We start from the raw sequence: 14,163 nt of genomic DNA on the forward strand, positions 1-14,163 counted from the left end.
GACCATGCTGCCACCTCCGGGGCGGCGTGCCCGTCTGTCAGGCGTGCCCGTGTGTCAAGCGTGCCAGTCGCCGGCCCCGCCGGGCACCGGCGCCTGCGGATCGTACGGGGTGCGGGTGAAGATGAACGTGTTGAGGTCGAGGTGGTCGGCGGCCACCCGCAGCGTCTCCCCGGCGTAGTAGCCGTCCAGCCCCAGCCACGTCCCGTCGGCCTGCGGCAGGAACCGCGAGGCCCGCCCGCCGCCTCCGACCGGCTCCAGCGACAGGGCGCGCTCGGGCAGCAGCCGCAGCGTGTACGGCTTGGGCCCCCAGTGCCACAGCCCCGTCAGGGCCAGCAGGCCGGGATCGGCGGCGACCGGCTGCCATTCGTCCGGCAGGCGCGGCTCGTGCTCCTCCAGGATGCCCAGCAGGTCGGTCAGCAGCGAGCCGCGCACCCCCGCGGTCGTGTTGGCCATGAACAGCACCCCCACCCCGTCGGAGGGGTCGGCCCACACCGTGGCCAGGAACCCGGGCATCGACCCGCTGTGCCCCGCCAGCCGCCGCCCGCCGGGCCGGAACAGCTGCAGGCCCAGCCCGAACCCGACGGTCCAGGAGTCCCCGTCGTCCACCCCGACCGGCTCGCGCATCTCGGCCAGCGTGTCGCCGCACAGCACGCCCGCGGTGTCGCCGCCCAGGAACGCGGCCCATCGCGCCAGGTCGTGCGGCGTGGACCACAACTGCCCGGCCGGCCCCATCGCCTCGGCGTCGTGCTCCGGCTCGGCCAGCACCGCGTCGGCGTAGGGGTGGACGGCGTATCCGGTGGCGTGCGGGGCGCGCGGCCGGGGAGTGGTGTCGTCCATGCCGAGCGGGTCGAGCACCTCCGACTGCAGCGCCTTGAGCCAGGTGGTGCCGCGCAGCCTGCCCACCAGCTCGCCCAGCAGGGCGAAGCCGACGTTGGAGTAGTGGAAGCGGCGTCCGGGGCGGTGCTTGAGGTCGCCGGGCCCGAGCCGCTCCAGCAGCTCGGCGACGGGGACGCCGGGGGTGCGCTCCCACCAGGCGGTAGGCGGCTCGGCGGTCAGGCCGGCGGTGTGCGACAGCAGCTGGGCGATGGTCAGGTGGCCCAGCTCGGTGCCCGGCAGGTGCGCCTCCAGCGGGTCGGACAGCCGCAGCGCGCCCTCGTCGCGCAGCCGCATGACCACGACGGCGACCATGCTCTTGGTGATCGACCCGATCCGGTACTGGGTGGCCTGGGTCGGCGGCGCGCCGTCCACCCGGCCGCGCCCGCCGAACCACGCCGGCCTCCCGTCCCGCACGATCGCCGCCGCCAGCGACGGCACCCTGCATTCGGCCTGTTCGACGGCCAGTCTGCGCAGCAGAGCGCGCGCCGTCGCGTGTTCCACCTGGCTCATGAGCGACAAGATTAGCCGCTAGATGAGCACCAGCCGCGGGCCGATCAGCTCACCCTGGTGCGGCTGCGGGTGGGCCTGGTCGTGGTAGTAGTGCCCGGCGTACCAGATCACGACGTTGGTGCCGTCCAGGCTCTCGCCGTTGAGGAAGCGGTTGAGGGCCGCGCGGTCGCGCGGGCCGGGGTTGCCGTCGTCGAGCTCGCGGGGGTGGTGGCGCAGGAACCACAGGTCGGACACGCCGTAGGCGTCGGCGGTGCCGTCGAACTCGCCGGGGTGGATCTGGTAGCCGCGGCCCGAGGACTTGTCGCGCACCTGCCAGTACAGGGCAGGGTGGAGGCGTTTGCGGGAGGTCTCGCGGATGATCGGCACGGGTTCGGGGATGATCGAGCCGGTGTCGTCGATCTGCTCGACCACGTCGTTGCCGGCGCCCTCGATGTCGAAGTCGAGCCGCCAGTAGGCGTGGTGGCGGTGCACCATGCACGTCATCGGGTTGGCGGTGGCGGCGAACCCGAAGCGGGGGCTGATGTCGCCGTTGTCGGCCAGGCGCCAGTCGCTGGCGTAGCGGTACCAGCCGGCGGCCAGCTCGCTGACGATCCGCAGCTGCTCGCCGTCGTGGTGGAAGGCCACGCCCTGGAAGTTGCCGGCGTCGGTCGAGGGGCGTTCGAGGATGGTACGGGGCGGGCTGTCGCACAGCCGCCACCCCCAGCCGACCGGGTCGGTGCCGGTGGCGTTGAAGCGGGTCTCGAAACCGGCGTCGTCGCGGAAGGTCGTGCCCTCCTCGTACTCGACGTTCAGGACGGGCACGTGGGCCTGCCGGAGCACGAGCCGGCCCCGGTAGCGCACGTCGCGCAGCTCGACGCCGCCGCCGACGCCGGGGTTCTGCGGGGCCGAGGCGCGCGGGCGCACCACCAGCAGGTTCCACAGCTCGGTGGAGCCGCGCTGGACGCGCACCCGTACCTGGTTGGGGCCGCCGTGGTCGGTCAGCGCGTCGATGCCCTCGGGGACGCTGTGCTCGCAGTCGTGGTGCATGCGCACGTTGATCCCGGACGGGGTCCAGTCGACGGCGCGGTTGACCAGGTCGACGGCGACGATGCGGTGGCGCAGCCCGGTGGGCTCGCCGGGGGTGTAGAGGCCGAGGGTGGGGCGGCGCACGGTGGTGCCGTCGGGGTTCTCCAGGTCGGCCAGCGGCGGCATGGGCCGGTAGACGACCACGTCCTGGCCGGCCGGGAAGCGCGGGTCGGCGCGCAGGATCTGTGCGGCGGCCGCCAGCTCCTCGCGGCTGGGCTGCGGCCGGTGGGCGCTGGGGCGCAGCTCGGCGCGTTCGGGCCGGTCGAGGGTGCCGCGCAGCTCGACGGCGCGGTTGCCGACCGGGTCGAACACGGTGGCCTGGAACGGCGCGTTCTCCCCGGGGTCGTGGCCCAGGCCGGGCGCGAAGGCCACGGCGAGCCGGCCGGGGTCGGCGACCTCGAGCGCGGCCAGCGCGTCCGGGTGCTCGGCGACCGCCTGGCGCAGCTGCTGCGCGGTCAGGCCCGCGCGGGGGACCGCTTCGATCGTGACGCGTACTTCGTCGCTCATGAGCTGTCTCCTTGGCACGGCTGGTCGGTAAGGGCCGCTGGTGCGTTATCGGGCCGGGACGCCGTGGCGTTAGCCCGCCCGCGGCGATCCGCAAGCCGTCGAATTAAAGTGGATATCGACGCGTATAGTCGAGAATACAAACAGCCCGATCTGTGAATATTTCCGGAAAGGGCCGAGGATTTCCCGGCTGAATTATTCTTGACATCGCCAGTCACACGAATGACCATGCTGTTCTGTGACCCCTCCGAAGAATGGCACGACCGGGCCGCCCGCGATCGAAGGCCGCAGCAAACGGATCTGGCCGCGCGACGACGGCACCTGCGTGGTCGAGCTGATCCCCAGCCTGCGCAGCTACACCTTCGACCGCGACGAGCTGGTGCCGGCGACCGCGCGCCTGCGCCTCGACTTCTACGAGCGTGCGGCCCGCGCGCTGCACGCCGCCGGCATGCGCACGGTGTTCAGGGAGCGGCTCGGCGAGACCACCTATCTCGCCGACTACGTGCCGGCCCCGCCTTTCGAGGTCATCGTCAAGAACCGGGCCGTCGGATCGACCGTCCGCAAATATCCCGGCCTCTTCCCAGAAGGTCATGTCTTCCATCCCCCGGTGGTGAAGTTCGACTTCCGGATCGACCCCGAGGACCAGCCCATCGGCGAAGACTATCTGTGGGCCTATGGAGTGGATGTCGAGGAGTTCCGCCGCATTGCCCGGCAATGCAATGACTGCCTCCGCAAGTGGCTGGAGCCGCTCGATCTCTGGGATTTCTGCCTGATCATCGGCCCGGGACCCGAAGGCGATCCCATCATCAATTCCGAAATATCGCCCGACTGCATGCGGCTGCGCGATCGCCAGGGCAACTCGCTGGACAAGGACCTGTTCCGGCAGGGGGCCGGCCACGAGCACATCGTCTCCGTCTGGTCCGCGCTGGTCGGCAGGCTCCCGGCATGACCGGGGCGCATCGCCCGGTCGCCCTCGTGACCGGGGCCAACCGGGGCACCGGCCTGGCCATCGCCGCGGAGCTCCACGCGGGCGGCTGGGAGGCATGGGGGCTCAACCGCACCCCGGCGGGAAAGCCGTGGCTCCCCGAAGCCCCGTGCGACCTGGAGTCGGCCGACGCGGTGACGGCCGCCGTCGAGACGGTCGCGCGCCGGCGGGGGCGCATCGACGCGCTCGTCGTCAACGCGGTGGCGCGGTCACTGGGCAGGATCGGCACGCTCGGCCTGGCCGACTGGCGGGCCGCGTTCGACGTCAACATCGTCTCCGTGCTGCCGCTGCTCCAGGCGGCCCTGCCGCACCTGCGCCCGCGCAAGGGCAGCATCGTCCTGATGGGCAGCCACGCCGGGAGCCGCTACTTCGAGGGCGGCGCGGCCTACTGCGCCAGCAAAGCGGCCCTCAAGGCGCTGGCCGAGGTGCTCCTGCTGGAGGAGCGCCCCAACGGGGTCCGCACCACGCTGATCAATCCCGGCGCGATCGCCAACGAGATCGGTGACGACTCACCGTTCAAGCTGTCGACGTCCTCCGTCGCCCGAGCCGTGCGGTGGGTGGTCGAGGCGCCCGCCGACACCGCGATCGGCGAGATCGAACTGCGCCCGGCGCACCTGCCCGACATGGCGGTGACCGGCCTGAACCGGCTCCAAGCGGTCTGAAGCCGCCCGCCCGGCGCCGAGCCGCAATCTCTCCATCTCCGCGAGGGGGACCCTGCCATGACATCCATTCTCGAGCGCGAACCCGTGCCCGCACGCGCCGGACACGCCTCGCGCGCCTGCGACCTGCCCGTGCTGCGCGGCGCCCAGGCCGACTGGCCGATGCCGCCCGCCCGCACGATCCTGATCGCGCACCTGCTCGACACCGCGGTGCCCTACGTGCGGCTGCTGAGCCGCTCCACCGACCTCGCCCAGATCGTGCCGGTGCCCTACAGCGCCCAGCCGGAGGCGCTGGCGCTGCTGGGCGACCTTCCGGTGAGCATTCCGGCCTCGATCGAGGAGGTCGGGCCCATGGCGGTCGCCGCCGCCCAGCGGGCCGCGCGGCAGGGCGATTCGCCGGTGATGATCCAGGAGGTCGGCGGCTACTGCGCCGGGGCGGTGCGAGACCTGGCCGGGGTGCCGGGCTTTCGCGGCATCGTGGAGGACACCAAGCAAGGGCAGTGGCAGTACGAGCGCGCCGCGCCGCTTCCCCTGCCGGTCTTCACCATCGCCGACAGCCCGCTGAAGGCCCTGGAGGACGTCCAGGTCGGGCGGTCGGTGGCCTACAGCGTCGAGCGCCTGCTGCGGCTGCGCTTCTACCGGCTCCTCAGCGAACGCCGCGTCCTCGTGCTCGGCTACGGCGGGATCGGCACGGCCCTGGCCGAGCACCTGCGCCGCACCGGAGTCCAGGTCGCCGTCTACGATCCCGACGACATCCGGATGTCCGCCGCCCTGGTGCACGGGTTCCGCGTGGGCCCGCGCCAGGACCTGCTCTCCTGGGCCGAGGTGATCATCGGCGTGTCCGGCCACCGCGCCCTCACCACGGCCGACCTGCCGCACCTGCGCGACGGCGTCGTGCTGGCCAGCGGAAGCTCCAAGCAGGTCGAGTTCGACGTCAAGGGCCTGCGCCGCGCGGCGTCGGCCTCGGCCGAGGTCGACGAGGTGCTCGAACTGCGGGTGGCCGATCGCACCGTCTATCTGCTCAACGACGGCAAGCCCGTGAACTTCATGGAGCACAGCATCCTCGGTTCGGTCCTTGACCTGGTCTACACCGAGCTGTATCTGTGCACGCGTGAGCTGGCTCGGCAGACCTGGGAGCCGGGGCTGCACCGCCTCGACCCGCGGCTGCAGCGGGAGCTGGCGCAGCGCTGGCGGGAGGAGTACGGACAACGGTGAATGCGATTCTCGAGAAGGTGCGGGCCCGCGTGGCGGTCGACTTCGCGACCGCCGACCCGGCCCACGACCTCGGCCACGTCGACCGGGTCGCCGCCCTGGCGGGGGAGATCGCGGCCCGGACGGGCGCCGACCCCCGCATCGCGCAGGTGGCGGCGTACGTTCATGACTACCACCGGGTAGAGGAGGCCAGACGCGACCGGCGGCCCATCCGGCCCGAGGACGCCCGCGCGGCCGTGCTGGAGGTGCTGGAAGGGTGCGGAGTGCCGCAGGAGTGGCATCCGCCCATCCTGCGCGCGGTGGAGCTGACAGGCCGCTACCGCTTCGCCGAGGACGACCTCGACGACGGGTGCCCGGTCGCCGCGGCGGTCCACGACGCCGACAACCTCGACGCCATGGGAGCCATCGGCATCGGCCGGGCCTTCGCCTACGGCGGGCTGCTCGGCGAGCCGCTGTGGGACCCGGGCACCGCTCTCCAGGAGGTCTACCAGGAGGGCGAGACCTCCTCGGTGCTGGCCCACCTCTACGAGAAGCTGGTCCGGCTGGAGCAGGACATGCTCACCGAGCCCGCACGCCGGATGGCGGCCGACCGGGCGCTGCTGCTGCACCGGTTCGCCGCCGGGTTCCGATCCGAGTGGGACCGGGCGCAGGCGGCCGGCTCGCGGGTCCGGTGGGACCCGCGCACCCGCTTCCTGTCGGTGGAGGAGCCCCGCGGCGAGGCCGATGAGCCGGTCGTCCGGGTCGGCTTCCGCGGGCAGGTCTCGCTGACCTTCGACGAGCAGGGACACCCGGCCGAGGTCCACCTGCTGGACGTGCCGGACCTGCTGGCCACCGGCGTGCGGATCGTCCTGTCCCAGGGCCGGCCGCACCACCGCATCGAGGGGATCGGGGACATCGAGCTGCAACTGCGCGAGAACCGGCCGGTGGCGCTCCAGCTGCACCTGCGGAGCCGGTGATGGGTTATCTCAGCCTGCTCCGGGCTCCGTACGTGACGCGGCTGCTGCTCGGGACGCTGGTCGGGAGGCTGCCCAGCGCGATGGCGGCGCTGGCGATCCCGCTGGTCCTGCGGCAGGCGGGCGCCGGCTACGACTTCGTCGGCCTGGCCGCCGGAGCCTTCGCCATCGCCGCCGCCGGCGGCGGGCCGGTGCTCGGCCGGCTGGTGGATCGGGTCGGCCAGGTCCGGGTCCTGGTGCCGGCCGCGGTCGTGGCCGGCGCTGGCCTGATCGCGATCGCGGTGGCCCCCTCCGAGCCCGCGGCCGTCGTCGCGGGCGCCCTCCTGGCGGGGGCGGCGACCCCGCCGCTGGAGCCCTGCCTCAGGGTGCTGTGGCCCGATCTGGTGCCGCCCGCCCGGCTGGAGTCGGCCTACGCCATGGACTCGGCCTCCCAGGAGCTCGTCTTCGTCGGCGGCCCGCTGGTCGTGGCCGGCTGCGTGGCGGCCGGGTCCACGGCGGGCGCCCTGTGGGTGGGGGCGCTGCTGGGCCTGCTGGGCGTGTTCGTGGTGGCCACCGCGGCGCCCACCCGCGCCTGGAAGGCGCCGCTGCGCTCGCCCGACTGGCTCGGGCCGCTGCGCAGCCGCGGTCTGACCGTGCTGCTGGTGAGCCTGACCGGGGTCGGCGCCGCCATCGGCGGCCTCAACGTCCTGGTGGTCTTCTACACCGAGCACCGCCACGTGCCGGGCGGGGCGGCCACGCTGCTGGCGCTCAACGCCTTCGGCGCCCTGGTCGGCGGTCTCGGCTACGGCGCCGTGCGCTGGTCGTCCTCGCCGCCGCGGCGGACGCTGCTGCTGACCGTCGCCCTCGCCGCCGCGTACGCGCTGCTGTGCCTGGTGCCGTCGCCGCCGTACATGGCCGCCCTCATGATCCTCACCGGGCTCTTCCTCGCGCCCGTGCTGACGGCCGCGTTCGTCCTGGTCGGAAAGCTCGCCCCGGCCGGTACGGTCACCGAGGCCTTCGCCTGGCTGGTCACGCTGATGACCACGGGCATCGCCCTGGGATCGACCGCGGCGGGCCTCGTCCTTGCACACGCCACGGAGTCCTGGGCCGCCTGCGTCGGGGTGCTGGGCGTGGCCGTGGGCGTCGTCGTCCTGGCGGCCGGGCAGCGGTGCCTCGCGGCCGGGAGCTCCGACACCGCCGACGACCCCGCGGGCGCCGCCGTATGACACGGATCCAGCTGGTCTGCACGGACCTGGACGGGGTGCTGCTCACCAGCGCCGGCGGCCTCAGCCACGACACCCGCAGGGCGCTGGCCGAGGCCCGCGCCGCCGGCCTCCAGGTCATGGTCGCCACCGGGCGGCCCACCCGGGACGCTCTGGACTGGGCGCTGGAGGCCGGCCTGCGGGGCCTGCTCGCCTGCAGCAACGGCGCGGTGATCTGGGACACCTGCGCCGAACGGGTGCTGTTCGACCACTGCTTCACCGCCGGCCAGCTCAAGCAGGTCCTCGTCTGGGCCGAACGGTCGGTGCCGGGCGGCGTCCTGGGGCTCGACACCGAGCACGAGCTGACACTGCAACCCGGCTTCGCCGACCTGGTGCCCGACTGCTGGCCCCACGCCGTCTCGGCCGATCTCATCGGCCGCGCCACTGCCGGCAACCGCGCGGTCAAGGTGCTCCTGGCCCATCCCGAGCTGTCGCCGGCCCAGCTCGGCGGCGCGTTCGCCGGCGCGCTCGCCGGCGGGGCGGTCACCGGGCTGCGGGCCACCTTCTCCACCGCGCACTTCCTGGAGATCTCTCCGGAGCACGCCAACAAGGGCCAGGCCCTGCGATGGGCGGCCGCGCACCGGCGCGTCCCCCTCGCCGCCACGGCCGCCGTGGGCGACATGCCCAACGACCTTCCCATGCTCCGCCAGGCCGGACTGCCCGCGGCCGTCGCCAACGCCCACCCCGAGGTCAAGGCGGCCGCCCGGATCCTGCTGCCCAGCAACGACGACGACGGCGTGGCCTCGCTGATCCGCACCGTCCTGCGCTGACCGCTCGAAGGTGGTGCACGCCTACGTGGCCCTCGCCAAGCGCGCCCCGGCAAAGGACCAGGGGCTGCCCTGTCGCGGCTCGGCGGCGTCCGGCCCTTCGTGCCCGCCCAGGCCACGCCGAGTCCGCTCCAGAGCCGGGAAGCCCGTACGGCGCCGCCGTCGCAGTAGCCGATCACGTCCGCGGCGAGCAGTTCCTCCAGCGCGGTCATGTCGCCGGAGCGGGCGGCGGCGACGAAGGCGGTGAGCAGCCTGCATTGTTCGGCTCGGGTCACGGGGGTGCGGCGGGCGACGAGGACGCGTTTGCGGGCCCTGCTGACGAGCTGGCGTACGGCCGGTTCGTTGAGGTCGATGATGCCGGCGATCTGCCGGTAGGGGTAGTCGAACGCCTCCCGCAGCACGTAGGCGGCGCGTTCGGTGGGGGAGAGCCGTTCCAGGAGCAGCAGCACGGCGAACTCCAGGGCCTCGGCGCGTTCGGCGCCGAGGCAGGGGTCGGCGCCGGTGTCGACGGGTTCGGGCAGCCACGGGCCGAGATGGGTCTCGCGGCGGACGCGGGCGGACCGGGTGGCGTTGATCGCCAGCCGGGTGGTCGTGGTGGCCAGGAACGCGGCGGGGTCCTCGACCGTGGCGCGGTCGTAGGCCTGCCAGCGCAGCCAGACGTCCTGCACCAGGTCCTCGGCCTCGCTGACGCTGGCCAGCATCCGGTAGGCGATCCCGAACAGGCGCGGTCGCACACCGGCGAACACCGCTACCGCCTGCTCCAGATCGGCCACCGCCATCGCCCCCTGCTCGTCACAAGTGCGATTTCTCGACTGTTACCCCCCGAACTGCGGGGTCAGGCCGGCGCAAAGGTACAGGCCAGGAAGATTTCTTCCTCTCACAGATCACGACGCCGGCCGCCTTGACGAGCTCTTCATCCAGAAAAGAGGAAAAGATTTCGCGACGGCTGTCACAAGCCTCAGGGCTGCCCTGTCTTAGCTGGCGACCGGTCGGCACACGGGTGCCCCGGCGGAGAAACAAGGGGACGCCATGAAGGTCGTCGTGGTCGGCGGGACCGGGCTGATCGGCTCGAAGCTGGTGGCCATATTGGGAGAGCACGGTCACGACGCGGTGGCGGCGGCGCCGAGCACCGGTGTCAACACCCTGACCGGTGAGGGGCTGGCGGAGGTGCTGGCGGGCGCGCAGGTGGTGGTCGACGTGTCCAACTCGCCGTCGTTCGAGCCGGCGGCGGTGATGGAGTTCTTCGAGACCTCCACCCGCAACCTGCTGGCCGCCGAGGCGGCGGCCGGGGTCGGTCATCATGTCGCGCTGTCGGTGGTGGGCACGGATCGGATGCCGGACAACGGCTACTTCGCGGCGAAGATCGCCCAGGAGCAGCTGATCGAGAAGTCGGGCATCCCGTTCTCGCTCGTACACGCGACGCAGTTCTTCGAGTTCGTACGCGCCATCGCCGATGAGGCCACGGACGGCGACACGGTGCGGATCGCGCCGGTGCGCTTCCAGCCCATCGCGGGTGAGGAGGTCGCCCAGGCGGTCGGCCGGGTCGCGATGGGAGAGCCGCTGAACGGCCGGGTCGAGATCGGCGGCCCCGACGACGTCCGGATGGACGAGTTCTTCCGCGACGCCCTGGCCGCCTGGGGCGACCCGCGCACGGTGGTCGCCGACCCGCGGGCGCGCTACTACGGCAGCGTGCCGGGCGAGCGGACGCTGGTGCCGGGCGAGGGCGCGATCCTCGGCACCATCCATTACCGCGACTGGGCCGGCCGGAACGCCGCCGCCAAGTAGTGGGCCCCCGGCAGGAAAGGTTGTTCCAGGTGCGGCGGCGACGCGGCGACCACCGGGCGGGGCCGTCATGGCCCGCGTCCGGCCTGCGCGCCGATGACTGCCAGGGCGACGACCGGGCGACCGGCGGCCGTCGCGCGCGCCCGCGACGGGACAGGGGTCACGCGGTGACCGCATCGGCGATGGTCGCGGAGTTCGACGATGTCGCCGGCTGGACCGCCGACGCCGTCGAGCAGCTGGGGGAGCGGCACGCCATCCCGGCCGCCTGCCGCGGGAGCGCGAGTCCGGCGGCACTGGGGTGGCTGGCCGAGGCGTGCGAGCTGTCGCCCGGCGTCACGCTGCTGGACGTGGGCGCGGGCGCCGGCGGGCCGGCGGCCTGGGCCGCGGAGCGGTTCGGGGTCCGGCCGATCCTGCTGGAGCCGATGCCGGCCGCGGGCCGGGCCGCCGCCCGGCTGTTCGGGCTGCCGGTCATCGCGGGGGACGGGCGACGGATTCCGCTCCGTACGGGGTCGGCCGACGCCGCCTGGTGTCTGGGGGTGCTGTGCACCGTGCGGGACAAGGCGGCGGTGCTCGCCGAGATCCACCGGGTGCTCAAGCCTGGCGCCTCACTCGGGCTGCTGGTGGTCGTCGCCCGGGGCCCGCAGCTCCTTCCGGTGCCGGACGGCAACCACTTCCCCACCCAGGGGGAGCTTGCCGGGCTGCTCGCCTGCGCCGGGTTCGACATCGTCGAGCAGATCGACCAGCCCGGCGGGGCGCCGCGGTCGTGGTCGCGCCGTGCCGAGCAGGTCGCCGCGGTGATCGCGACCCGCCACCGGGCCGAGCCCGCGTACGCGCTGGCGGCTCACCAGGGTGAGCGCTTCACCCGCCTGTTCGCCTCCGGCCAGATCGCTGTACGGCTGATCCACGCGGTCAGCCGGTCTGCCGGACATCCACTCAAGCCACGCATGGAGGAAAGATGAGCGCTCCCAGCGGCGAGGACGACTTCCTGTACGAGCTCCAGGTCGCGGTCGAGGCCGAGGTGACCCTGGTCGAGGCGAGCCGTCCGGAGGAGGTCGCCGAGCTGCCGGTCACCGAGTGGCTGTTCGACCCGGTGGACGCCGAGCGCGAGGAGATCGGCCTCAGGGGCCTGCTCGACGCGGTCGAGGCACTGGAGGACGGCTCCCGGCCCGGCGATCACGTCGCGTGAAATTCGGGCAACAAGTCGTCGTGCGACGGCACCCACCGGGAGGAACCCCGGCCTGACACCGTCGGCCACGTACGGGGCTGAACGGGCACGCCCAGCCGGGGGACAGAATCGATGTGGACAGCGAAGGCGTGGGGAAACATGCAGGTGGAATCACTGAAGCAGGCAAACGCGCTCGAACAGGCCGCGTCCGCCTTCGTCGAGCTGCGCCCCCGGCTGTTCGGCATCGCCTATCGGATGCTCGGCAGCGCGGTGGAAGCCGAGGACATCCTTCAGGAAGTCTGGCTGCGCTGGCAGAACACCGACCGCTCGACCGTCCAGAACCCTGCGGCCTTCCTGGCGTTGATCACCACCCGCCTGGCCATCAACGTCGCCCAGTCCGCCCGTTCGCGGCGCGAGTCCTACATCGGGCCCTGGCTCCCCGAACCGGTGGACACCAGCATGGATCCCACGCTGGGCGCCGAACGGGGTGAAGCGCTCGAACTCGCCTTCCTGCTGCTGCTCGAACGGCTCACCCCCACCGAGCGGGCCGCGTACGTGCTGCGTGAGGCCTTCGTCTACCCCTACCCGCAGATCGCGGAGATCCTGCAGGTCAGCACCGTCAACGCGCGCCAGCTCGTGAGCCGCGCCCGCAAACGGCTGACCGCCGCGCGGCGCGAGCCCATCGACAAGACAGAGCACCGGCGCCTCCTGGCGGTCTTCCTCGACGCCGCCCAGACGGGCAACATCGCCGCCCTCGAAGACCTCTTCGCCGCCGACGTCGTCAGCTCCTCCGACGGCAACGGCATCCGAGGGGCGGCGCGCTTCCCCCTGCTGGGCAGCGCCCGCGTGGCGAAGTTCCTGGCCGCGTACGCGCCGCGATTCTGGCCGGGCGCCGACATCACCTGGGTCGAGGTGAACGGCCGCGCCGCCGTGCTCGTCCCCCGCAACCGCACCGAGATCACCCTGCTCACCATCGAGGCCTCGCCGCAGGGCATCCACCACCTCATGTGGATCGTCAACCCGGCCAAACTCGGCGCATTCGGGGGTGTCACAACCTGAGCGGCTGTCCTGTCTCAACTGCCGACTCCGGAAGAACAGAGGACATCGTGCGGACCACCACCCCGTCGCCCGGCGGCCACGCCGGCACCTCCACAGCAGGCGAACAGCCCTGCTGCCCTGGCTGTGAAGGTGGCCGGACATGACCGAAGTGAGCGCCGGGACGCTGGCGGAGATGCTCGACGAGCGGCAGCACCTGCTCGAGATCGCCTTGTGGATGTTCGGCTCGGAGAGCACGGCCGACCGGATCGTCCAGGAGACCTATCGCCGCTGGTACGCCCTCGACGACGACGAACGCGCGGACATCGCGGTGCCGCGCGCCTGGCTGACGCGGGTCGCCGGGGGCATCTGCCTGGAACTGCTCGCCTCCGGCCCGACCGCCCTGCCGGAATCCGCCGCCCTGCCGCCCCGCCGCCGGCCCGCCATGCTCCCGGCGTACCAGCAGGCCACGTCGGACCGGGCGATGCTCGTCCGGCACGACCACGTCGCCCGCCGCTTCGCCGCGGCCTGCGACCTGGGGGACACGGCGGCGCTGCGGGCGGTCCTGGCCGCGGACGCGATAGTCGTCAGCGACGGTGGCGGCAAGCTGCGCGCCCCGGTACGCCCCACCTACGGCGCCGACGCGGTCGCCCGGTTCGTCACGTCCTTGCTGGCCGGCCGGCCCGGCACCGAGGTGGCCGTCGAGTCCGTGAACGGCCGGACGGGCCTGGTACTGCGCCAGGCGGGCCGGGCCGTGGCGGTGGCCGGCGTGAGCGTCGCCGGAGCCGAGATCACCGCGGTGTGGATCGTCCTGAACCCCGACAAGTTGCAGCGCTGGCACCGCCCATGACCGGCGTGCCCTCACCCCAGGCGCCCCGTGCGCCGCTGAAAGGCGTAGCGGTGAACGACCCGATGCTGTCCACGGAGCACGACTACAGCGGCTCCACGTTCAAACCCCTCTATGCGACGCGCGTCACCGTCAGCGGCGGCAGCTCCGCCCACGGCCGGGCCACCGGCCGGGCCCGCTCCGCCGACGGCGCCCTCGACCTGCAGCTGCGGATGCCCGAGGAGCTCGGCGGCGACCACCCCGGCCCGAACCCCGAGCAGCTCTTCGCCGCCGGATACGCCGCCTGCTTCCACGGCGCCCTCAGCCTGCTCGCCCGCCGGCACCTCCTCGACCCCGCCTCGATCACCGTGGAGGCGAGCGTGGCTTTCGGCCGCGACCCGGCCGACGGCGGCTACCGGCTGAGCGCCGACCTCGTCGTGACCTGGCCCGGAGCCGACCGCGACCGGGTCACGCCGCTGCTCGCGCAGGCCGCCGCGCTGTGCCCGTACGCCAAGATGACCCGCCAGGGCATCCCCGCCACCATCAGCCTCGCCCCCTGAGCCGCAAAGATCGCGTGGGCCGG

Annotated in this window: 14 protein-coding genes and 1 pseudogene; 12 read left to right on the forward strand and 3 right to left on the reverse strand. The window is 73.1% G+C overall.

The genetic code is table 11. The features are described from left to right. Nucleotides 1–54 precede the first annotated feature (54 nt). Both H4W80_RS06360 and H4W80_RS06365 read right to left on the reverse strand, forming a co-directional pair. The gene (locus H4W80_RS06360) at nt 55–1,386 is read right to left on the reverse strand and encodes a serine hydrolase domain-containing protein (RefSeq protein WP_192784210.1); all 1,332 of its coding nucleotides are present in this window, start codon (nt 1,384–1,386) and stop codon (nt 55–57) included. 18 nt (nt 1,387–1,404) lie between these two features. Then, a complete protein-coding gene (locus H4W80_RS06365; RefSeq protein ID WP_192784211.1) occupies nt 1,405–2,958 on the reverse strand; it encodes a hypothetical protein in 1,554 nt (517 codons plus the stop codon). A 235-nt stretch (nt 2,959–3,193) separates the two neighbouring features. On the opposite strand from H4W80_RS06365, the gene H4W80_RS06370 reads away from it, so the two are divergent. From H4W80_RS06370 to H4W80_RS06395, 6 genes are read left to right on the forward strand one after another with little or no spacing between them, the layout of a single operon-like run. After that, complete coding sequence (locus H4W80_RS06370; RefSeq protein ID WP_192784212.1) at nt 3,194–3,904, forward strand: phosphoribosylaminoimidazolesuccinocarboxamide synthase; 711 nt, start codon at nt 3,194–3,196, stop codon at nt 3,902–3,904. Then, on the forward strand, nt 3,901–4,602 hold the full coding sequence (locus H4W80_RS06375; protein ID WP_192784213.1) for an SDR family oxidoreductase: 702 nt from the start codon (nt 3,901–3,903) through the stop codon (nt 4,600–4,602). Before H4W80_RS06370 ends, H4W80_RS06375 begins: the two co-directional genes overlap by 4 nt. A gap of 57 nt (nt 4,603–4,659) precedes the next feature. After that, nucleotides 4,660–5,814: an NAD(P)-dependent oxidoreductase gene (locus H4W80_RS06380; protein WP_192784214.1), complete on the forward strand. Its 1,155-nt coding sequence runs from the start codon at nt 4,660–4,662 to the stop codon at nt 5,812–5,814. Beyond that, nucleotides 5,811–6,767, forward strand: a complete 957-nt coding sequence (locus tag H4W80_RS06385; RefSeq protein ID WP_192784215.1) for an HD domain-containing protein — start codon at nt 5,811–5,813, stop codon at nt 6,765–6,767. The genes H4W80_RS06380 and H4W80_RS06385 overlap by 4 nt, the downstream gene beginning before the upstream one ends. Further along, entirely contained in the window at nt 6,767–7,969 is a 1,203-nt protein-coding gene (locus H4W80_RS06390; protein ID WP_192784216.1) for an MFS transporter, read from the forward strand. The genes H4W80_RS06385 and H4W80_RS06390 overlap by 1 nt, the downstream gene beginning before the upstream one ends. Continuing rightward, on the forward strand, nt 7,966–8,775 hold the full coding sequence (locus H4W80_RS06395) for an HAD family hydrolase (RefSeq protein WP_192784217.1): 810 nt from the start codon (nt 7,966–7,968) through the stop codon (nt 8,773–8,775). Before H4W80_RS06390 ends, H4W80_RS06395 begins: the two co-directional genes overlap by 4 nt. A gap of 350 nt (nt 8,776–9,125) precedes the next feature. Here the strand turns inward: H4W80_RS06395 and H4W80_RS06400 are convergent. Further along, nucleotides 9,126–9,551, reverse strand: a pseudogene (locus H4W80_RS06400) (sigma factor); the annotation flags it as partial. Nucleotides 9,552–9,801: 250 nt separating this feature from the next. Here H4W80_RS06400 and H4W80_RS06405 point away from each other — a divergent pair. From H4W80_RS06405 to H4W80_RS06430, 6 genes are all read left to right on the forward strand, one after another. Then, nucleotides 9,802–10,557, forward strand: coding sequence for an SDR family oxidoreductase (locus H4W80_RS06405; protein WP_192784218.1), 756 nt, complete (start codon nt 9,802–9,804; stop codon nt 10,555–10,557). Between the two features lie 164 nt (nt 10,558–10,721). Further along, a complete protein-coding gene (locus H4W80_RS06410; protein WP_192784219.1) occupies nt 10,722–11,513 on the forward strand; it encodes a class I SAM-dependent methyltransferase in 792 nt (263 codons plus the stop codon). Next, on the forward strand, nt 11,510–11,740 hold the full coding sequence (locus tag H4W80_RS06415; protein ID WP_192784220.1) for a hypothetical protein: 231 nt from the start codon (nt 11,510–11,512) through the stop codon (nt 11,738–11,740). Before H4W80_RS06410 ends, H4W80_RS06415 begins: the two co-directional genes overlap by 4 nt. 138 nt (nt 11,741–11,878) lie before the next feature. Further along, complete coding sequence (locus H4W80_RS06420) at nt 11,879–12,778, forward strand: RNA polymerase sigma-70 factor (RefSeq protein WP_225963282.1); 900 nt, start codon at nt 11,879–11,881, stop codon at nt 12,776–12,778. 139 nt (nt 12,779–12,917) lie between these two features. Then, a complete protein-coding gene (locus H4W80_RS06425; RefSeq protein ID WP_192784222.1) occupies nt 12,918–13,604 on the forward strand; it encodes a sigma-70 family RNA polymerase sigma factor family protein in 687 nt (228 codons plus the stop codon). Between the two features lie 50 nt (nt 13,605–13,654). After that, entirely contained in the window at nt 13,655–14,140 is a 486-nt protein-coding gene (locus H4W80_RS06430) for an Ohr family peroxiredoxin (RefSeq protein WP_318786724.1), read from the forward strand. Nucleotides 14,141–14,163 lie beyond the last annotated feature (23 nt).

This window comes from Nonomuraea angiospora, from assembly GCF_014873145.1.
Classification (GTDB): Bacteria; Actinomycetota; Actinomycetes; order Streptosporangiales; family Streptosporangiaceae; genus Nonomuraea; species Nonomuraea angiospora.